Below are 15,679 nucleotides of genomic sequence, written 5' to 3'. Positions count from 1 at the left end.
TTGTCAAGGTCCACTACATAATGCTGTGGAACCTGAAAAGACTGTACAGGGTTGTATTTTGACTTGAAATTAGGATAGTCTGCCTCTTTCCTGAAGAACTTCTGGAAAGCGTTGTCAAGGTTATCGATAGAACTCTGTAAGGATTGAGAATTGACATCCTTTAGCCAATTGTATTGGACCTTGAGATCAGGAAGCATTTTCTTAAGTTCATTCTTACTTATGGATCGATTATCATCCTTGTAAGCTGTACTCTTCAGATCCAATGCCCAGTTGTATACGAATCTACAAGTACCGAACTGTTTCTCAAAGAAATCAATTTGCGATTTATTTGGATATAATCGATACTTGTAGGCTCTTAACATAACCGAAGTATTTTACGCTATAATGACATATATATTTAATGTTTGACTGTGTATACGATTCCAGACATCTTTCAAATACAAATGGACGTAATTCATCCACCGTTTGAAAACGGTGGTCTTATTACTCCAACGTGATAAAAATCAGACATTTTATATCCTTCGTAATGATATCAATTAGCATGGATACCACACCTTCAAGATTCAGAAAGATACAGCGTGTAATGTGGTATGTGCTTTTTTTGAACCTTGGCGTTGCCGCTGCTAAGATTATCTATGGTATGTACACCAACGTGCTAAGTATGCAGTCTGACGGATATCATTCTCTGTTTGACGGCATATCCAATGTTATAGGGCTCATCGGTATCCAGATCGCTTCAAAGCCGCCGGATGAAGAGCATCCTTACGGGCACAGGAAATTCGAGACCCTTGCTGCTATTTTCATCGCATTCATACTGGGAGTCGTGGCCTTTGAGATAGTTCGCTCCGCCATTGAACGATTCGGTAATGGTGCCAATCCGGAAGTTACAACATTCAGTTTCATGATAATGCTGAGCACAATGGGTGTGAACTATGCGGTCACCACCTACGAGAGGAGAAAAGGGAAAGAACTGCAGAGTGAAGTCTTGCTGGCGGATGCTGCGCACACAAAAAGCGATATCTATGTTTCACTTTCAGTTCTTCTGGGCCTGGTTGCTATCAATGCAGGCTATCCTCTCGTAGATCCCATAATCTCGGTCCTGGTGGCAGTTGTTATCCTGCGGGCAGGAGTCGAGATAATATTCAGCAGCGCTTCGATACTTTGTGATCATTCGTCTATTGACCCGGCGCAGATAGCGGATGTCGTGTGCAGGGTGGAAGGTGTGCGGGGCTGTCATAACATACGCACCCGTGGTCCCCAGGGCTGTGTTTATGTAGATATGCATGTTGAAGTCGACCCGGGGATGCCTACCTATAAATCACACACTGTAGCTCACATAGTCCAGTATCGTATCAAAGAAAGATTTGAAGGCATTCAGGAAGTGCTCGTGCATATCGAGCCCGCCGAGAACAGTCATACATAAATAACTTCAGGGATACTATATCACTATGCCAGGAAACACTTTTGGTCACTCGCTCAGTATCACGACCTGGGGAGAGTCACACGGTAAAGCAGTGGGTGTGGTGGTTGACGGAATACCTGCAGGGCTTGAACTCTCAGAAGAAGACATACAAAAGGACCTGGATCGCAGGCGACCGGGCCAGAGCGAAGTCTCAACTCCACGCTTGGAAGCCGATACTGTGGAGATCCTTTCCGGCCTCTTCGAAGGCATGACCACAGGATGTCCGGTGTCCATGCTGGTGTGGAACAGGAACGCCAATCCAAGTGCTTATGATTATATCAGGGATATCCCACGCCCCGGACACGCAGATCTCTTCTATCAGGAAAAGTACGGCATCAGGGACCACAGGGGCGGCGGAAGGTCTTCCGGCAGGGAAACCATCGGCAGGGTGGCTGCAGGTGCGATTGCTAAAAAGTTGTTATTCCTCCACGGTGTCGAGGTCCTTGCCCATGTTATCGAGCTTGGCGGCGTGAAAGCCGGAAGTGTTACTTTTACCGGGATCCGTGAAAATGTCGAAAAGACACCTGTCCGGTGTGCAGATATGCAAGCGGCCGAAAAAATGCTTGAGCAGGTAAGGCTCGCAAGAGATGAAGGTGATAGTATCGGCGGCATTGTGGAAATTATTGCAACCGGGGTGCCTGCAGGTATTGGCGAACCGGTCTTCAGTAAGCTTGATGCAGATATCGCTGCTGCGCTCATGAGCATAGGTGCTGTCAAAGGCGTGGAAATTGGTTCGGGTTTTGAGTGTGCCCGCATGAAAGGCAGCCAGATGAACGATGTCTTTGTTATCGATGACGCAAGCATAATACCCGATACAAATAATGCAGGTGGGATCATAGGTGGTCTTTCAACAGGACTGCCTGTAATATGCCGTATCGCTGTAAAGCCGACACCATCCATTTCAAAGTCCCAGAGAAGTGTCAATATGGTGCAGATGAACGAAGTGGATATCGAGATACATGGACGCCATGACCCTACCATACCGCCGAGAATGGTGCCGGTGGCCGAAGCCATGATGGCGCTTGTGATCGCGGACCATATGATAAGGTCCGGGCGGATAGGTCCGGAATCCTTAATGAAATAATACCATATTCTGGCTTTTACCTTATCTTATCTTCTTTTTTTCTTTTTTAACGGAACGGCGGTTTGCATATATATACTATGTATCATCTATATATTTATGTAGGATACATCTATATTGTTGCTGACTGTTCATAATGTGACAGGAGCAGTCAGTGGTTCGAAATGGATACAAGAAAAGTGCAGATCACAGGAAAATCAACATACATTGTCACGCTTCCCAAAAAATGGGCCTCTAAAGAAAAACTGAAGTCGGGATCTCCGTTATCAATTATCTACAACGACGACGGCTCGCTTATAATAAAGCCCCCTCGTGTGGAAAAAGGCAGAGATATCCGGAAAATAAAAGATAATAAGAACCTGGAACACCTGAAGAGAGATATCATCGGGCTCTACATAGTAGGCGACTATAAGTCTATAGAGGTACACGGAGAGCATTTATCAGGAGAGTTCGGGAACGAGATCAAGAATTTATGTAATCGTCTCGTTGGCCTTGAACTTGCCGAAAGCAGCAACAAGTTGCTTGTGATCCAGAACTACCTGGACATCGATGAGTTCACAATCGAGAAAGGCATCAAGCGCATGTCATCGATAATTTACCTCATGTTTGAGGAGATGTACGATGCATTTGAGAACAATGACCGTTCTGTCTGTAAAGATATAATTAAGAGGGATGATGATATCGACCGTTTGTTCATTCTGGTATCAAAGCAGTTTGTGAGCAGGCTGAGCCTGAGGAAATTCTCAAAGAATGACAGTCTCAGTCTTATAGAGGCTTTTTATTACCGCCTGGCAGGCAACGATATTGAGCGAATAGGAGACCATATATCTAAAATAGCCCTGCATTACGAGCATACTGAGATCATGCCGGATGTACTGAGCCAGTTGCAAGAGATATGCATGGATCTGCAGAATCTGTTTATGGACTCTCTTGAGTCTTTACGCAGATCTGATAATCTGCTTGCTAACCAATTGCTTGAAAGAGGAGAGGAAATCAATGGCAGGCTTGCTATTGTCGCCCAATCGGCAGATAATGCATCAATAAATATGATCATTGACAGTTTTGGCAGGATAAGGGACTATGCATCAAATATCGCAGAATATTCGATCGATCTATCGCAATTATAGGGTGATCCCCCTCTTCCTTTCAATATCAGTTGTCATTGATTACGCACTTACTTTCTATTTTGCAGGCAGTATCGAGAACATCCTTGCTTATGAGTTCAGCCCCACCCTGGTCTTTGCTGTCAGGAACGATATAGTACTGCCATATCTGGCATTTACTGTGATTTTCTATTATGTTATGGGTTATACTGTCCTGAAGCTCCTCACGGGAGAGGAGATATATCCGATAGGTGTTCTCATTATCCTGCTGATGAGCATTACGCATGTCCTGGGTGGCATGTCATGGATAGTGCTGAAAGAGGCGTTTTCAAATATGGTGTTCATGCTGTCAATGACCTCCATAATCATAGCTCTCTCCGTTTTCGGGTATGAGGTTTTCCGGCGGGGATAACTATATAGGTATATATATCTGGCAGGTGCCTAATAAAATCCTTTTTTGCTATTTATTTCGTTTGTGCAAGGGATATAAGAGCCCAATCCTAACTAGGACCATGAAAAGATTGTTGAGTCTGCTGGCAGCGTCAATATTGTCCATTTACACATTCTATTCTACCTGCTGGTACACTGCATCTTCTTTCTTCAATATGGCTGTTCCTTTTGTTTTTGCTGCTTTGCTGGCTTATGGCCTGTTTATGTATGTTGTTTTCAGGCGCGTTTCAAAAAGATCATGATATGTGGAGTGGGAGTGGAGTTAGATGAAAAAAACGTTTTATGTCAATTTTAGTTTACGCTGCGCCGCAGGTCTTGCCATTTTGTTATTATTGTTATTATTGATGGTGCCTGCGGTGTCTGCAGATACTTTCTGTCCCTGCGATGAGCTTGATACATGTACCGAATGGGTAAGTGAAGGCTCTCTTAGCCTGCAGTGGGGCAGGACAGGGCAAATGGAGGTCGCAGGGGTGAAATACACCTTCAGGGCGGATGATTTTGACCTGAAGACAAAGTCTGCCCTGATCTCGGCTGAAAAGCAGGGTGCTGTCCGCAAGGAGTTCCTGTTCCTGGAGTTACAGGACAGTGACAAGTGGTTCCACTGGGACAATGAGATAAAGGTGGAGCTGACAGGCATCAGTGTTGATGGCTACAACACTCCTTCTGCGCAGTTGCAAGTGTACTCCAGAGGGCGGCCTGAACTTGAGATAAGTTTTGCGGCGAGTTCCGAGAAGGTCAAAGGCGTCGATGTTTCCAAGGAACAATATGCCCCCGGTCAGGAAAAGAAGGTCGAGGTTACGTTAAAGAACACAGGGAATGCCTGGGTGGAGAATACGGTCCTTAAGGTGAACCTTGGAGAGTTCAAACTTAAAGGGAATGGCGATTTTGAGTATCGGGACAACATCATTGTCAAGAATCTGGGCTGCCTTGAGAAAGGGGAACAGCAGAGCATCAATTTCACGGTGATAGCGCCGCAATGGGATGGCAGGACCTCTCCCTATGAACTGAACTATTACATAAATGCTACTGCCGGCGGCACCGATATCAAGAAATGGTACTATGATACAAGCGCAGCCACAGTTTTCCGCTGCACGGACCCTGAGCTTAAAGTCATCATGGAGGTGGTCGGCGATGTGATCAACATGACCACATGGTCGGTCCGCCAGAACGGGGGCAGTACTGAAGGCAGCCGCAATGTCTATTATGAGATATGGGATGCATGGGAATATTCCTTCCTCAGGACCAACATCTATAATCTTGGTCTTTATCCGGTGGACAATGTTGACGTTACGTTTGCAGACATCCCTGAAGAGCTTATAACCGTGGAAACCTTTGAGCACGGGGACTACAGTTATGTTACTCCTGAGGGTCAGTACTACATTGCCCGGAAACTGGTACCCCTGAGACAGGGTCGATATTCGTTCGGTCCGGTGACGGCAAAGGCTGATTTCTTCGGGAAGGAATTCACCTGGAGTTCCGGGACCGGCAGTATTACGGTGCATGGGGCGCATGTGATAATGGAAAAGAAGCTGTCTCCATCGGATAGCGGTTATAGGGTGGACCTCCAAATCAGGAACAGCGGCGATCGTGCTGCCTGGGTTAACCTGAGTGACGTGATACCGGAAAGTGCTAATTACGTAGCCGGCAGTGCAGAGGAAAGCCTTGCCGCAAGCAAGCTTCCCCTGAGCGAGTGGGACATAGGCTTATCGCAGGTGAACGGCTCTCATATGCTGACGGTTTCCGGTGTGCTTTTGCCCCCCGGGACATCGCTGGAGCTGGGTTACAGCATCGAACCGGCGATTGCTCCTGACCTGCCTGCTGCCAGGGCAGCTTTCAAGGCTATCGATGGATACAGGGGAGAAGCGCAGTCTTCCTTCTTTGTTGCAGGAGTGGAAGTGAAGCAGCGCTGGGATCCCCTTAATGGCGGCTGGGTGGTTGTGACCGATGAAACCCCGGAAAGTACGGTTGCAGTAGATGATGACACATCCTATGAGCCTCTGTATTCGACTGAAGATGTGTATGCACTGGGAAGTGTTTATTCTACTGAGGTGCAGCAGGAAGCAGTCAACTCCTCCATGGCAGACTGGCTTCCGGATTCCCTTTCAGCCACCGTGCTGAAGGTGCAGGAGATCATCCACAGGTTGCTTGGAGGTACCATCGAGGGAGTCTCAGCGGCTTTCGGGACGGTCGAAGGCGTGGCAATAGATGCTGTGGAGAACCACCTGTATGCGATCGTTATTCTCATTGCCCTGGGAGTTTTCATGGCTGTGTACGTCCTGATATCCCGCTGACCATGCTGTCAGCTTTTACAGATTATCCTCCGTTTTTTGCGTGCCCTTTTGGGCGCGTGTATTTTTTGTTGGTAACTATTCAGCCTGCCATAATGTGCCTATTACTACTGATTTAGTTGATACAGAGGTGTTTGTTTGCTAATGCTTCAAAAACATAAAACGCAATCAATCGCAACGTTCAAAATTAATAATTCTAAACAAATTTACTCTTGGCTATTTGCGAATATGGCGGATGATTGTGTTTTTATCCGGCTGAATAGTTACGAACAAAAATTCATTACACATAGTGGTCCTTGTGCCGCTCATACAATACATGGATGATCCCATCAGCAAGGCCCAACTGAAGGACATATATTTTTTCCACATTTCCCCACCTCATGACAGAGAGATATATTTTTGAAGCAGGTATTATGACATCTGCCCTGTCAGGTTTAAGCCCGAGCTTCACAACTCTCTCTTCAAGAGTATGAGCCTTCAGGTGGTCATAGACCTTTTTAATGTCATCGTATGAAAGAGGTGTTCCTTCTTTGGCATTTGCAAGAGAGAATACCTTGTTGATATTGCCGCCGCTACCAACCGAAGAACCCGGACTGTATTCTCCGGTAACGGATTTGACCCATTTTTTCATATTGTTCCACTCTTCTTTTGGAACAAGGCCCTCGATCATGCGGATGGCACCAATGTTGAACGACCTGTACGCAAGTACCTTGCTCCTGTCAAAGAGAATAAGTTCAGTGCTCCCTCCGCCAACATCGATGTGAAGGTATATGGAGGAAGTATCGTTGGCAATTATTTTCTCGACATGGTTTGAATATATGATCCTGGCTTCCTTCCTTCCGCTGATGACGTCAAGTTCGATCCCGGTTTCATTTTTAATCCTGCGTACAATATCATCAGTGTTCTGAGCCTCCCTCAGTGCCGAGGTTGCACATGCCATGAAATCTATGGGTTCATAGGCGTCCAGAAGGTACCGGAATGCTATCATCGTTTTTACAAGCTGGTCGACCTTTTCCTCTGAGATATGGCCATGGACAAAAGCATCATCCCCCAGGCGTATGGGCATACGCATCATGGAGATGCTTTCAAATACCGGGCTGACACCTGTGATATCCACCCTTGAGAGAAGAAGACGGACAGCGTTGGAACCAACATCAATAGCTGCAAACCTCATCTGCTTCCCTCTGCACCCCGGAGTTTCCCTTCAAGGTACCTGTAGATATCCACCTGGGCACGGTGAAGCTCATTTTCATCTCCCTTCCTGTACTTATTATCCTGTGACTCATTGATAATTCTTGCCTTTGTGTTATCCCTGAACTGTATTTCCATATAATCCCTGAGTTCCTGCTGCAGTTCACGATCGTATATGGGTGCTGTGACTTCTATCCGCCTGTCAAGGTTTCGCGCCATCCAGTCTGCAGAGGACAGGTAGTACTTCTCTTCTCCTCCGTTACAGAAGATAAATACCCGCGAGTGCTCAAGGTATTTATCCACTATGCTTATAACCTCGATATTTTCACTCAATCCTTCCACGCCCGGTACAAGAGAGCATATTCCCCGGATGATCAACTTTATTTTTACACCTTCTTTGCTGGCATCATAGAGTTTCCCGATCATCCGGACGTCAACAAGGCTGTTCATTTTTGCATATATGTAAGCCGGCTTTCCTGTCATGGCATTCTTTCGTTCGTTATTGATCATGGCCAGCAGTTTCCTGCGCATATGCATGGGTGAAACCAGCAGGTGCTTATAGAGGAACTTCTTGTAGTTGCACTTGAAAAAGTCGAAAAGATGTTCCACTTCGTTGGTCAGGTCCTTATTAGCGGTCATCAGTGTATGGTCACAGTATATTCTTGCCGTATCCTCGTTGAAATTACCGGTGCCAATGCATGAATAGTGCACCAGCTCATCGCCTTCCTTTCTTGTGATGTGGCAAAGCTTAGAATGTACTTTGAGGCTGGGCACGCCGTCAATTATCCTTGCTCCCGCCTCTTCAAGCTTCCGTGTCCAGTACATGTTGAGCTCCTCGTCAAAGCGAGCCTGCAGCTCGATGACCACTGTGACCTCCTTTCCGTTCTTCACGGCATTGATCAGCGCATTGCCAACGTTTGAGTATTTTGCCACCCTGTAAAGAGTTGTCTTAATGCTTATCACGTTGGGATCTATTGCTGCCTCACGAAGTAAGTCGATATGATAACCAAAAGACTGGTAGGGATAATGCAGGAGGATATCCTTTTCCTTAATGGCATTTAACATGCTTTTGTGCCTGATGAGGTTCCTGTGGGGAAGAGGAGTGTCTTTTTGTGTTCTCAGTGTTTCCGGACCAACAGCAGGGAAATTCATGAAGTCACGTGCATTGTGGTATCTGCCGCCGGGAACGATATTTTCAAAACCTGCCAGATGAAGTTTATCCAGAATGAAATCAAGCAGATCCTCGGGCATTTCCCGGTCATGGACAAAACGCACAGGTTCCCCTTTCTCCCGGGCTTTGAGGCTTTCTGATACCTTTTCAAAGAAGCTCTTGGTCACATCGTCAGCGAAATCCATCTCTGCATCCCTTGTCAGCTTTATAGTGTAGGCTTTAATTGAATCATACTGGAAGGTAGAGAAGATTCCGGAAAGACCGAAACGGATGACGTCTTCAAGCATTATGATGCATGTCCCTCTATCACATTCCGGAAGGATAATAAAACGAGCAAGCACATCCGTCGGAACCTCTATAAGGGCATAGTTGAATTGCTGAGGCTCAGAGTAACGGTACATTGCAACTGCAAGATATATCGCCTGATTTCTCAGGTATGGGAATTCCGGAAGGTCCTTTATCATTATAGGAACAAGGCGATGCCTTATTTTTTCATTGAAATACGCCTTCAAAAACGCCTGCTGTTCATCGGTAAGCTCGGTCTCATCGACAATGAACACATTGTAACTTTCAAGTTCCCGTGCTATCTGCCTGAAAACCGTATCGAATTTATCCCTGAGCCGGATCACAGTATCGTGTACTTCCCCCATGACCTTTTTCGGGGAACCACCCACCATTGCCTTTGATTTAACTCCTGCATCCAGCATTCTCTGCAGGGTGCCCACCCTGACGCTGAAGAACTCGTCCTGGTTGGACGAGAAGATGCCCAGGAACTTAAGTCTCTCAAGAAGCGGCACCGAAGTGTCCATTGCCTCCTGAAGCACACGCTCATTAAAGGAAAGCCAGCTTATTTCCCGATTTATATAATCCTTGCTTCTGACCATTGCAGCTCATTTCCCCAAATTCTTTCATCGGATGTGAAATCAGAACGAAAACACCGTATATAATACTTCACATAGAATTATATCTAGAAAACAATAATGGCAGAGATAACTCCTGTCTTAATATATTTCATATATATTCTATATATGCCATTCTTTCATTTGCCGGGGATGGGGAGAGGCAGATCACTTTGCATACATTCCTGCTATTGTCCGGGAGAAAGTGATACTGAAATCATTATCGATCACTTTTGACCAGGCGGTGGGAAACTCTGCGATAAGCCTTTTAAGCTCCTCTCTGCGATATTGCATGTAGGCTTCCACACCAGGATCCTTGATAGCCTGAGCCTTCACATGATCTTCTTCTGTCATGCCCCAGCGGCCATATCTCTCGAAGTTTTCAAGGAGCTCCAGTGCAACTGCAGCATCGTGCATGTCTCCCAGGTTGTCCTGCAGGTTTTTAAGGTCCTGTATAAGTTCCTTTGACTCCGCGCCGAGCACTTCCCTGAAGAACTCAAGCGTATAACGCAGTATCTTGACATCTATGCGGAGCTGATGATACTGTTCAAGGGTCGGGGATGCTTCCGCCGATACAATATGGTCATATGAGCGCACTCTTGAAAACCGGGAGTACAGCAGTACAGGCAGCACATCCTTCACTGTGCCAGGTATCGGCTCTCCCTTCTTTGTTACCTGTTTCATGGCCCATGATCTTTTTTCGAGAAGCACTCTAGTGAAGCTGTTTTTGAATTTGCCGTATCTGGCACTATCCATGTATATAAGCATCATGCCTCTACGCTTTGCTTTTTCTATGTGCAGGGAGTCTGTGAGCTTACTAAGGTCAATCTCGATTCCGGTAGGGTGGTTCTCAAGGTAATGGTCTATCTTCTCAAGGAATACGTCCAGGTCGCGCACCTGACCGAGTGCTCTTCTTGTTGACCTTAGGTTATTCAGGTGCTTATCAAGCGCTTTCATGTCAAGGTATTCCTCAAGCACCTGGAATACGGAGCGCATGCGCATTGCGGCAACTCTCATATCATGAAGTTCTTCGATGTCTTTTCCAACCTGGGTGCCTCTCTCATGTTCAAGCATCCTGCCAAACTGGAACATCAGCAGCTTGCGCGCAGCCTCAAGCATTGTGTCACTTGGCTTGATATTTGTCTTTTTCATGGAGATGAACTCATTGAAGGGAGAATCTGCAACTGCTGGGGCCTCTTCATTCTCTGAAGCGGGCTGAACGGCAGCTGCCTGGCTGCTTGCAGGTTCATCGGGAAGAACCGCTTCCTGAACAGTTTCGGCCGGCTTTTCCTCTGCGGCCCCGGAACCGACATTGACTGCCTCATGATTCACAATAATCCTGGATAACGCATAAGAATCCGCAACTTCATCTGGTTTACTCTGCAGGTCTGACACAATATGGCCGTTACTTTCATTGTCATCGTCATCCTGAATGGAACCGGGCTGATCGGGCAGGATGTTGTTAGCCAGAAGTATTCCTGCAAACCTGGCCATTACAGAATTGTCCCAGCTACCCGATCTTTCCTTATTTTCAGGAAGATCTTCATTGCATAGCCCTGTTACGGGACTGGTGCATGAAGGAGAATAATAGGGAAGTGTGAAACAGTTAACGAAAATATTGAGCAGTATCAGGAATATCCCCAGCGAGTAGGAGATGATCGCATATGCCACAATGGGATAGAACCATCCTTCAGGATAATATGTGACAAAAATGAAGATACCGAGAACTGAAAAGAGGATGCCTGCCAGAAATGACCTGCTGCGGCCACTGCTCTTGTTCATAGCAGCAATGTTGACACCTGCCAGAATCAGCACAAGGCCAAGTCCTATAAGGCTGCAGAGGACAAGTATAACCTGCGGGTCAGAGAATCTCGTCACTTTCCCGACCGAGGCGTACAAAACCCCGGTCATGGAAAACACGAGACCGAACAGGACAGAGAAAACTGCCAGGGTTGAGTTTTTCCTTTGAGGTGCTGTATATGGCATGCTTATCTCTCCTTAGGACTGAAGAATTTGATCAACTATTCGTAATGATATTATCTACTAATATTTAAGGTGCTTTATTTAAGGTGCTTTAATTCATTAAGGGTGCCCTCAATGACTTTCCTTTGCATTCTCAGCTGGATAACCTTACTTCTGAGCATCCGTCTCTGTTTTCTTATTCCCGGACTTTGCGAGGGACTTTCTCATCTTCTTTACACCGGACTCTATCTCGAAGTCAATGTGCTCCTTATCCTTAAGTATTGCTTTAACAGGGCAGGTACGGACACATTTGGCACAGTAGATGCAATCATTGTCATCGATAAGAGCCTTTCCCCCGACCATGGGGATTGCATCCACAGGACATTTCCTGACACATTTCTTGCAGGCAATGCACTTCTTTTTATTTATTCATGGCACCAATATCCACTCCTTTTAATACCCACGTATATATAGGAATACATACAAATGTGTTTCCTGAATAAATATATCTATAATGTTCAACCTATTTGTTGTTTCAATAATTTCATTGGTTGGCGATATAATGGATATTTATTGGGATGGTGATGCTGGTCTCATGTTGATCCGGGAGGTGGAGCATGCTTGAAAATATTGACCTTTCAAAGAGTATCGGGAAAAAGGAATATGAGGAGCTTATGGATGATTTTGGCATCCGCATGGGTGAGCTCCAGAGAAAAGCATGGAAAATGGGAATACCCGTAATGGTGGTCTTTGAAGGCTGGCATGCTTCAGGCATGGCTGAAATAATCAACAGGTTCCTTATGCCCTTAAACCCCATGGGATTTGAGCTTTACACCACAGGCAAGCCATGTCCCGAAGAGGAAAACCGGCCTCTTGTATGGCGTTTCTGGACAAAGATCCCGCACAGGGGGAAAATAGCCATCTTTGACAGAAGCTGGTACAAGAGAGCTCTGGTGGAGCATCTCCATGAGGACGCAGCAGACGATGCCATCACAAAGTGCATCAACGGCCTGACATATTTTGAAAGGCAGCTTGCTGACGGCGGGTACCTGATAATTAAGTTCTTCCTGCACATAAGCAAGGAAAAACAGGAAGAACGCTATGAGGCGATAAAGAAAAAGGGTATACCTCTTTTGCTTGTGAAGGAGGAGGACGGGGAGATTGCCAGCCGATATGAGAGAAATCTGCCGCTTATTGAAAGGATGCTGGAAAAAACCGATATTCCACAGGCACCATGGACCATAGTTGAATCAGATGACCTTAACTTTGGAACCATTAAGGTCATAAAGACCTTCATATGGGCCCTTGAAGAGAAAATAAAGACTGCAGAGAAGGAAAACTCAGGACCGGACATGCAGGGGAAAGAATCTGCCGTATCCAGGCCTTTAAGTCCTTCCGTTCTTGAAAAAGTAGACCTGGGCAAGTCACTGTCCAATCATAAGTATAAAGAACTAAAAAAAGTATACCAGAAGGAGCTGGGGGGACTTCAGTTTGACCTGTTCAGGCAGGGCAGGCCCGCAGTGATAGTTTTTGAAGGCTGGGATGCGTCTGGCAAAGGAGGAAACATCCGGAGGCTGGCGCAGATATTCAATCCCCGGCTTTACAAGGTCATTCCCACAGGGGTGCCTTCGGACGTGGAACTCGCGCACCATTACCTCTGGCGTTTCTATCGCCATATACCCGAAGCAGGAAAAATAACCATTTTTGACAGGAGCTGGTATGGCAGGGTGCTTGTGGAGAGAGTGGAAGGTTTTTGCAGTGATCAGGAGTGGAGGCGGGCCTATGGCGAGATCAGGGAGCTTGAGGAAGTTCTGGCAAACAACGGGACCATAATCATAAAGTTCTGGTTGCACATGGACCGGGATGAGCAGCTTCGCAGGTTCAGGGAAAGGGGAAACACACCCTATAAGCAGTGGAAGATCACGCCGGAAGACTGGAAGAACAGGGAAAAGTGGGATTTGTATGAGGAGGCAGTGGATGAGATGCTGCAGAGGACAAGTACATCATATGCACCCTGGACCATCGTGGAGTCTAACGACAAGTTCCACTCAAGGGTCAAAGTGCTTCAGACAGTTGCAGAAACCCTTAAGAGGGAACTGAATGCCCCTGATAAGTCCTCTTAATCCTGCTCCTGCATGGCAGGCCTGAACTGCAGGTCCGTTTTGAACAGTAAACGCCACATATCGCATTTTGTGTCTGCCCTGTCCGCATCTGTCCGGGCGCCGGGTCCCTGCAGTTTAATGACAGCCCTGTCCTGCTGCAGGTCAATAGCTGTTATTCTGCTGTTCATGCGACTGTAATCCAGGCCGTCTGCAATTCTGAGGATGGCCGCCATCTTAAGGGTATCATGCTGCATCTGTGCAGGCATGGCCGCAAATTCCTTTTTGGTCTGCAGCTTCTCAAGCTTTGCGCCATCGATACTTTTCTTGTGGAGGAAAGTGGTCCAGGGAAGCATCATGTGCAGGGGGAAAGGAAGCTCTGCGGGCGGGTGGGCCATGAGGATGTCCCTTCCTTCCTTGTGATGGTCCTTCATGTCGGTCGTAAATCCCACATCATGGACAAGGGCTGCTATTCTCATCACTGTGCGAAGATGGGGGCCAAGGCCGTGTACGGGCGCGAGGCTGTCAAAGAGCTCCAGGGCGTTCTCTGCGACCTTGCGGGCATGGGCTCTTTCAACGTCGTATTCCTCAAACATTTCCTTCAGCGCAAGGGGTTTTGACTCTTTTTTGACGGATATTACTTTGTAATCCGATCCTGCAACATCAGCGCGGATATTTTCCTGCAACAGATCCATTCCATTGTCAAACTTGCTGCTGCTGCCCGGGGTCAGCCCAAAATCTTCCCTCATGACAGAGACCAGCAGGTCAAGCTCTTCTTCCGTACCACCGCGGAGCTCCAGTTCAACTTCGAGGTAACTTCTCCTGCTCCCTTCGCAGGTGATTGTGACATCGTCAAGGCTAATTTCGGCAATCTCCCCGGAACTGGCCGTAATCATGGATGTTTTCCTTTTGTGGTCTACTTCAAAAAGGGGAAACAGCCTGCCAGAGCCGGCGATCCGGGAGAGCATCTTCTTCACTTTGCTGTCCTCCAGCTCCTCCACCGCCCTTTTTTCAGGGAAGGATGTCTCTATTTCCTCTCTCCTGCTGACCGGGGAGCAGGTGCTGTCCAGTGACTTGAAAGTGTATGTGACCTTACCAGGCTTTTCCCTGCACCTGAAAGAGTATCCTGCGTAGTATATTGCCATGTCCGGGGTGTCAAGGTAAGTATCTGTGAATACGCTCTCTGAAAAACTTCCTATCCCAAACGAAGCGATCGATGTGAGGCCTGCAAGCCTGCCGAAAACTTCCCTATCCTGCACCAGGAACTTGGCTTCTATCTCCATAGTTATCCTGATAATATTAGAGTTGATTCAAGATTAAATCTTTGCCCGGAGAAGAAACTCATATTTGAGGGTATCTGATCATTTCCCAAAACTACTCTGACACGGATTTACGCAGATTAACACAGATTATAGCAAAGCCGGGGATTTAAACCCCGCAAAAGTCCAGACTATAGGGTGAATGCATAACTTATGATAATCATTATATAGAGGATTTCGATAAACTCAGTCAACATTACACTAAAATATAAATATTAGCTAAATTAATTAAGTATAATGGATGATTTAACTGATTTTGCTCTTAATGAAGAATATAAACGCCTTCAATCCGTTGGAGACAAGCTTGCAGAAATAGAATCACTTATTGATTGGAAACCGTTTCGTCCAATTCTGGAATCAATGTACAAGAACAGAACAAGTTCAGGGGGTAGGCCTGAAGCTGACGTTATTGTAATGAGCCCATATCAAAACTATAAATACCATTGTCCCCGATGATATTATGGGGATGTTAATGGAATTCAGAGAACTCTCTGATGAACTATGGAAATTTATTAAACCGTTTTTACCACCACAACCAATAACCGGGAGGTGCGACAAGAAAGCTATAATATGAATTGCAGTAAAGCTATCCCTTCCATCTGGGATAATCCTACTATGATATGCGTCAAATTGGTAACATTGGGGTATAAAGCT

Annotated in this window: 13 protein-coding genes and 1 pseudogene; 8 read left to right on the top strand and 6 right to left on the bottom strand. The window is 46.4% G+C overall.

Annotated features, from left to right (window positions below):
- On the bottom strand, window positions 1–362 hold a 362-nt coding region (locus Q8J68_RS03445), incomplete at its 3' end, for a transposase (RefSeq protein WP_305310152.1).
- 179 nt (window positions 363–541) lie between these two features.
- Here Q8J68_RS03445 and Q8J68_RS03440 point away from each other — a divergent pair.
- From Q8J68_RS03440 to Q8J68_RS03415, 6 genes are all read left to right on the top strand, one after another.
- On the top strand, window positions 542–1,423 hold the full coding sequence (locus Q8J68_RS03440; RefSeq protein WP_305310151.1) for a cation diffusion facilitator family transporter: 882 nt from the start codon (window positions 542–544) through the stop codon (window positions 1,421–1,423).
- 25 nt (window positions 1,424–1,448) lie between these two features.
- Window positions 1,449–2,546 carry a chorismate synthase gene (gene aroC / locus Q8J68_RS03435; RefSeq protein WP_305310150.1) on the top strand — a complete coding sequence of 366 codons (1,098 nt, stop codon included), beginning with the start codon at window positions 1,449–1,451 and terminating at the stop codon, window positions 2,544–2,546.
- Window positions 2,547–2,707: 161 nt separating this feature from the next.
- A complete protein-coding gene (locus tag Q8J68_RS03430; protein ID WP_305310149.1) occupies window positions 2,708–3,670 on the top strand; it encodes a phosphate uptake regulator PhoU in 963 nt (320 codons plus the stop codon).
- Complete coding sequence (locus Q8J68_RS03425; protein ID WP_305310148.1) at window positions 3,624–4,058, top strand: hypothetical protein; 435 nt, start codon at window positions 3,624–3,626, stop codon at window positions 4,056–4,058. Before Q8J68_RS03430 ends, Q8J68_RS03425 begins: the two co-directional genes overlap by 47 nt.
- A gap of 100 nt (window positions 4,059–4,158) precedes the next feature.
- Window positions 4,159–4,338: a hypothetical protein gene (locus Q8J68_RS03420; RefSeq protein ID WP_305310147.1), complete on the top strand. Its 180-nt coding sequence runs from the start codon at window positions 4,159–4,161 to the stop codon at window positions 4,336–4,338.
- A gap of 24 nt (window positions 4,339–4,362) precedes the next feature.
- Window positions 4,363–6,387 carry a hypothetical protein gene (locus Q8J68_RS03415; RefSeq protein WP_305310146.1) on the top strand — a complete coding sequence of 675 codons (2,025 nt, stop codon included), beginning with the start codon at window positions 4,363–4,365 and terminating at the stop codon, window positions 6,385–6,387.
- Between the two features lie 277 nt (window positions 6,388–6,664).
- Here the strand turns inward: Q8J68_RS03415 and Q8J68_RS03410 are convergent, their stop codons facing one another.
- From Q8J68_RS03410 to Q8J68_RS03395, 4 genes are all read right to left on the bottom strand, one after another.
- On the bottom strand, window positions 6,665–7,558 hold the full coding sequence (locus Q8J68_RS03410; protein ID WP_305310145.1) for an exopolyphosphatase: 894 nt from the start codon (window positions 7,556–7,558) through the stop codon (window positions 6,665–6,667).
- A complete protein-coding gene (ppk1, locus tag Q8J68_RS03405; protein ID WP_305310144.1) occupies window positions 7,555–9,630 on the bottom strand; it encodes a polyphosphate kinase 1 in 2,076 nt (691 codons plus the stop codon). Before ppk1 ends, Q8J68_RS03410 begins: the two co-directional genes overlap by 4 nt.
- Before the next feature lie 183 nt (window positions 9,631–9,813).
- Window positions 9,814–11,631, bottom strand: a complete 1,818-nt coding sequence (locus Q8J68_RS03400) for a CHAD domain-containing protein (protein ID WP_305310143.1) — start codon at window positions 11,629–11,631, stop codon at window positions 9,814–9,816.
- 144 nt (window positions 11,632–11,775) lie between these two features.
- Complete coding sequence (locus Q8J68_RS03395; RefSeq protein WP_305310153.1) at window positions 11,776–12,036, bottom strand: 4Fe-4S binding protein; 261 nt, start codon at window positions 12,034–12,036, stop codon at window positions 11,776–11,778.
- 188 nt (window positions 12,037–12,224) lie between these two features.
- Between Q8J68_RS03395 and pap the strand changes: the two genes are divergently transcribed.
- Entirely contained in the window at window positions 12,225–13,730 is a 1,506-nt protein-coding gene (gene pap, locus Q8J68_RS03390) for a polyphosphate:AMP phosphotransferase (protein WP_305310142.1), read from the top strand.
- On the opposite strand, the gene Q8J68_RS03385 is transcribed toward pap, so the two are convergent.
- The gene (locus tag Q8J68_RS03385; RefSeq protein WP_305310141.1) at window positions 13,727–14,989 is read right to left on the bottom strand and encodes a CYTH domain-containing protein; all 1,263 of its coding nucleotides are present in this window, start codon (window positions 14,987–14,989) and stop codon (window positions 13,727–13,729) included. The genes pap and Q8J68_RS03385 overlap by 4 nt on opposite strands.
- Before the next feature lie 273 nt (window positions 14,990–15,262).
- On the opposite strand from Q8J68_RS03385, the pseudogene Q8J68_RS03380 reads away from it, so the two are divergent.
- A pseudogene (locus Q8J68_RS03380) lies at window positions 15,263–15,442 on the top strand (IS5/IS1182 family transposase); the annotation flags it as partial.
- Between the last annotated feature and the right edge of the window lie 237 nt (window positions 15,443–15,679).

This window comes from Methanolobus sp., assembly GCF_030682845.1.
Classification (GTDB): domain Archaea; phylum Halobacteriota; class Methanosarcinia; order Methanosarcinales; family Methanosarcinaceae; genus Methanolobus.
The sequence above is the reverse complement of the archived record's forward strand: the minus strand, read 5'-3'. Positions and strand labels throughout refer to the sequence as shown.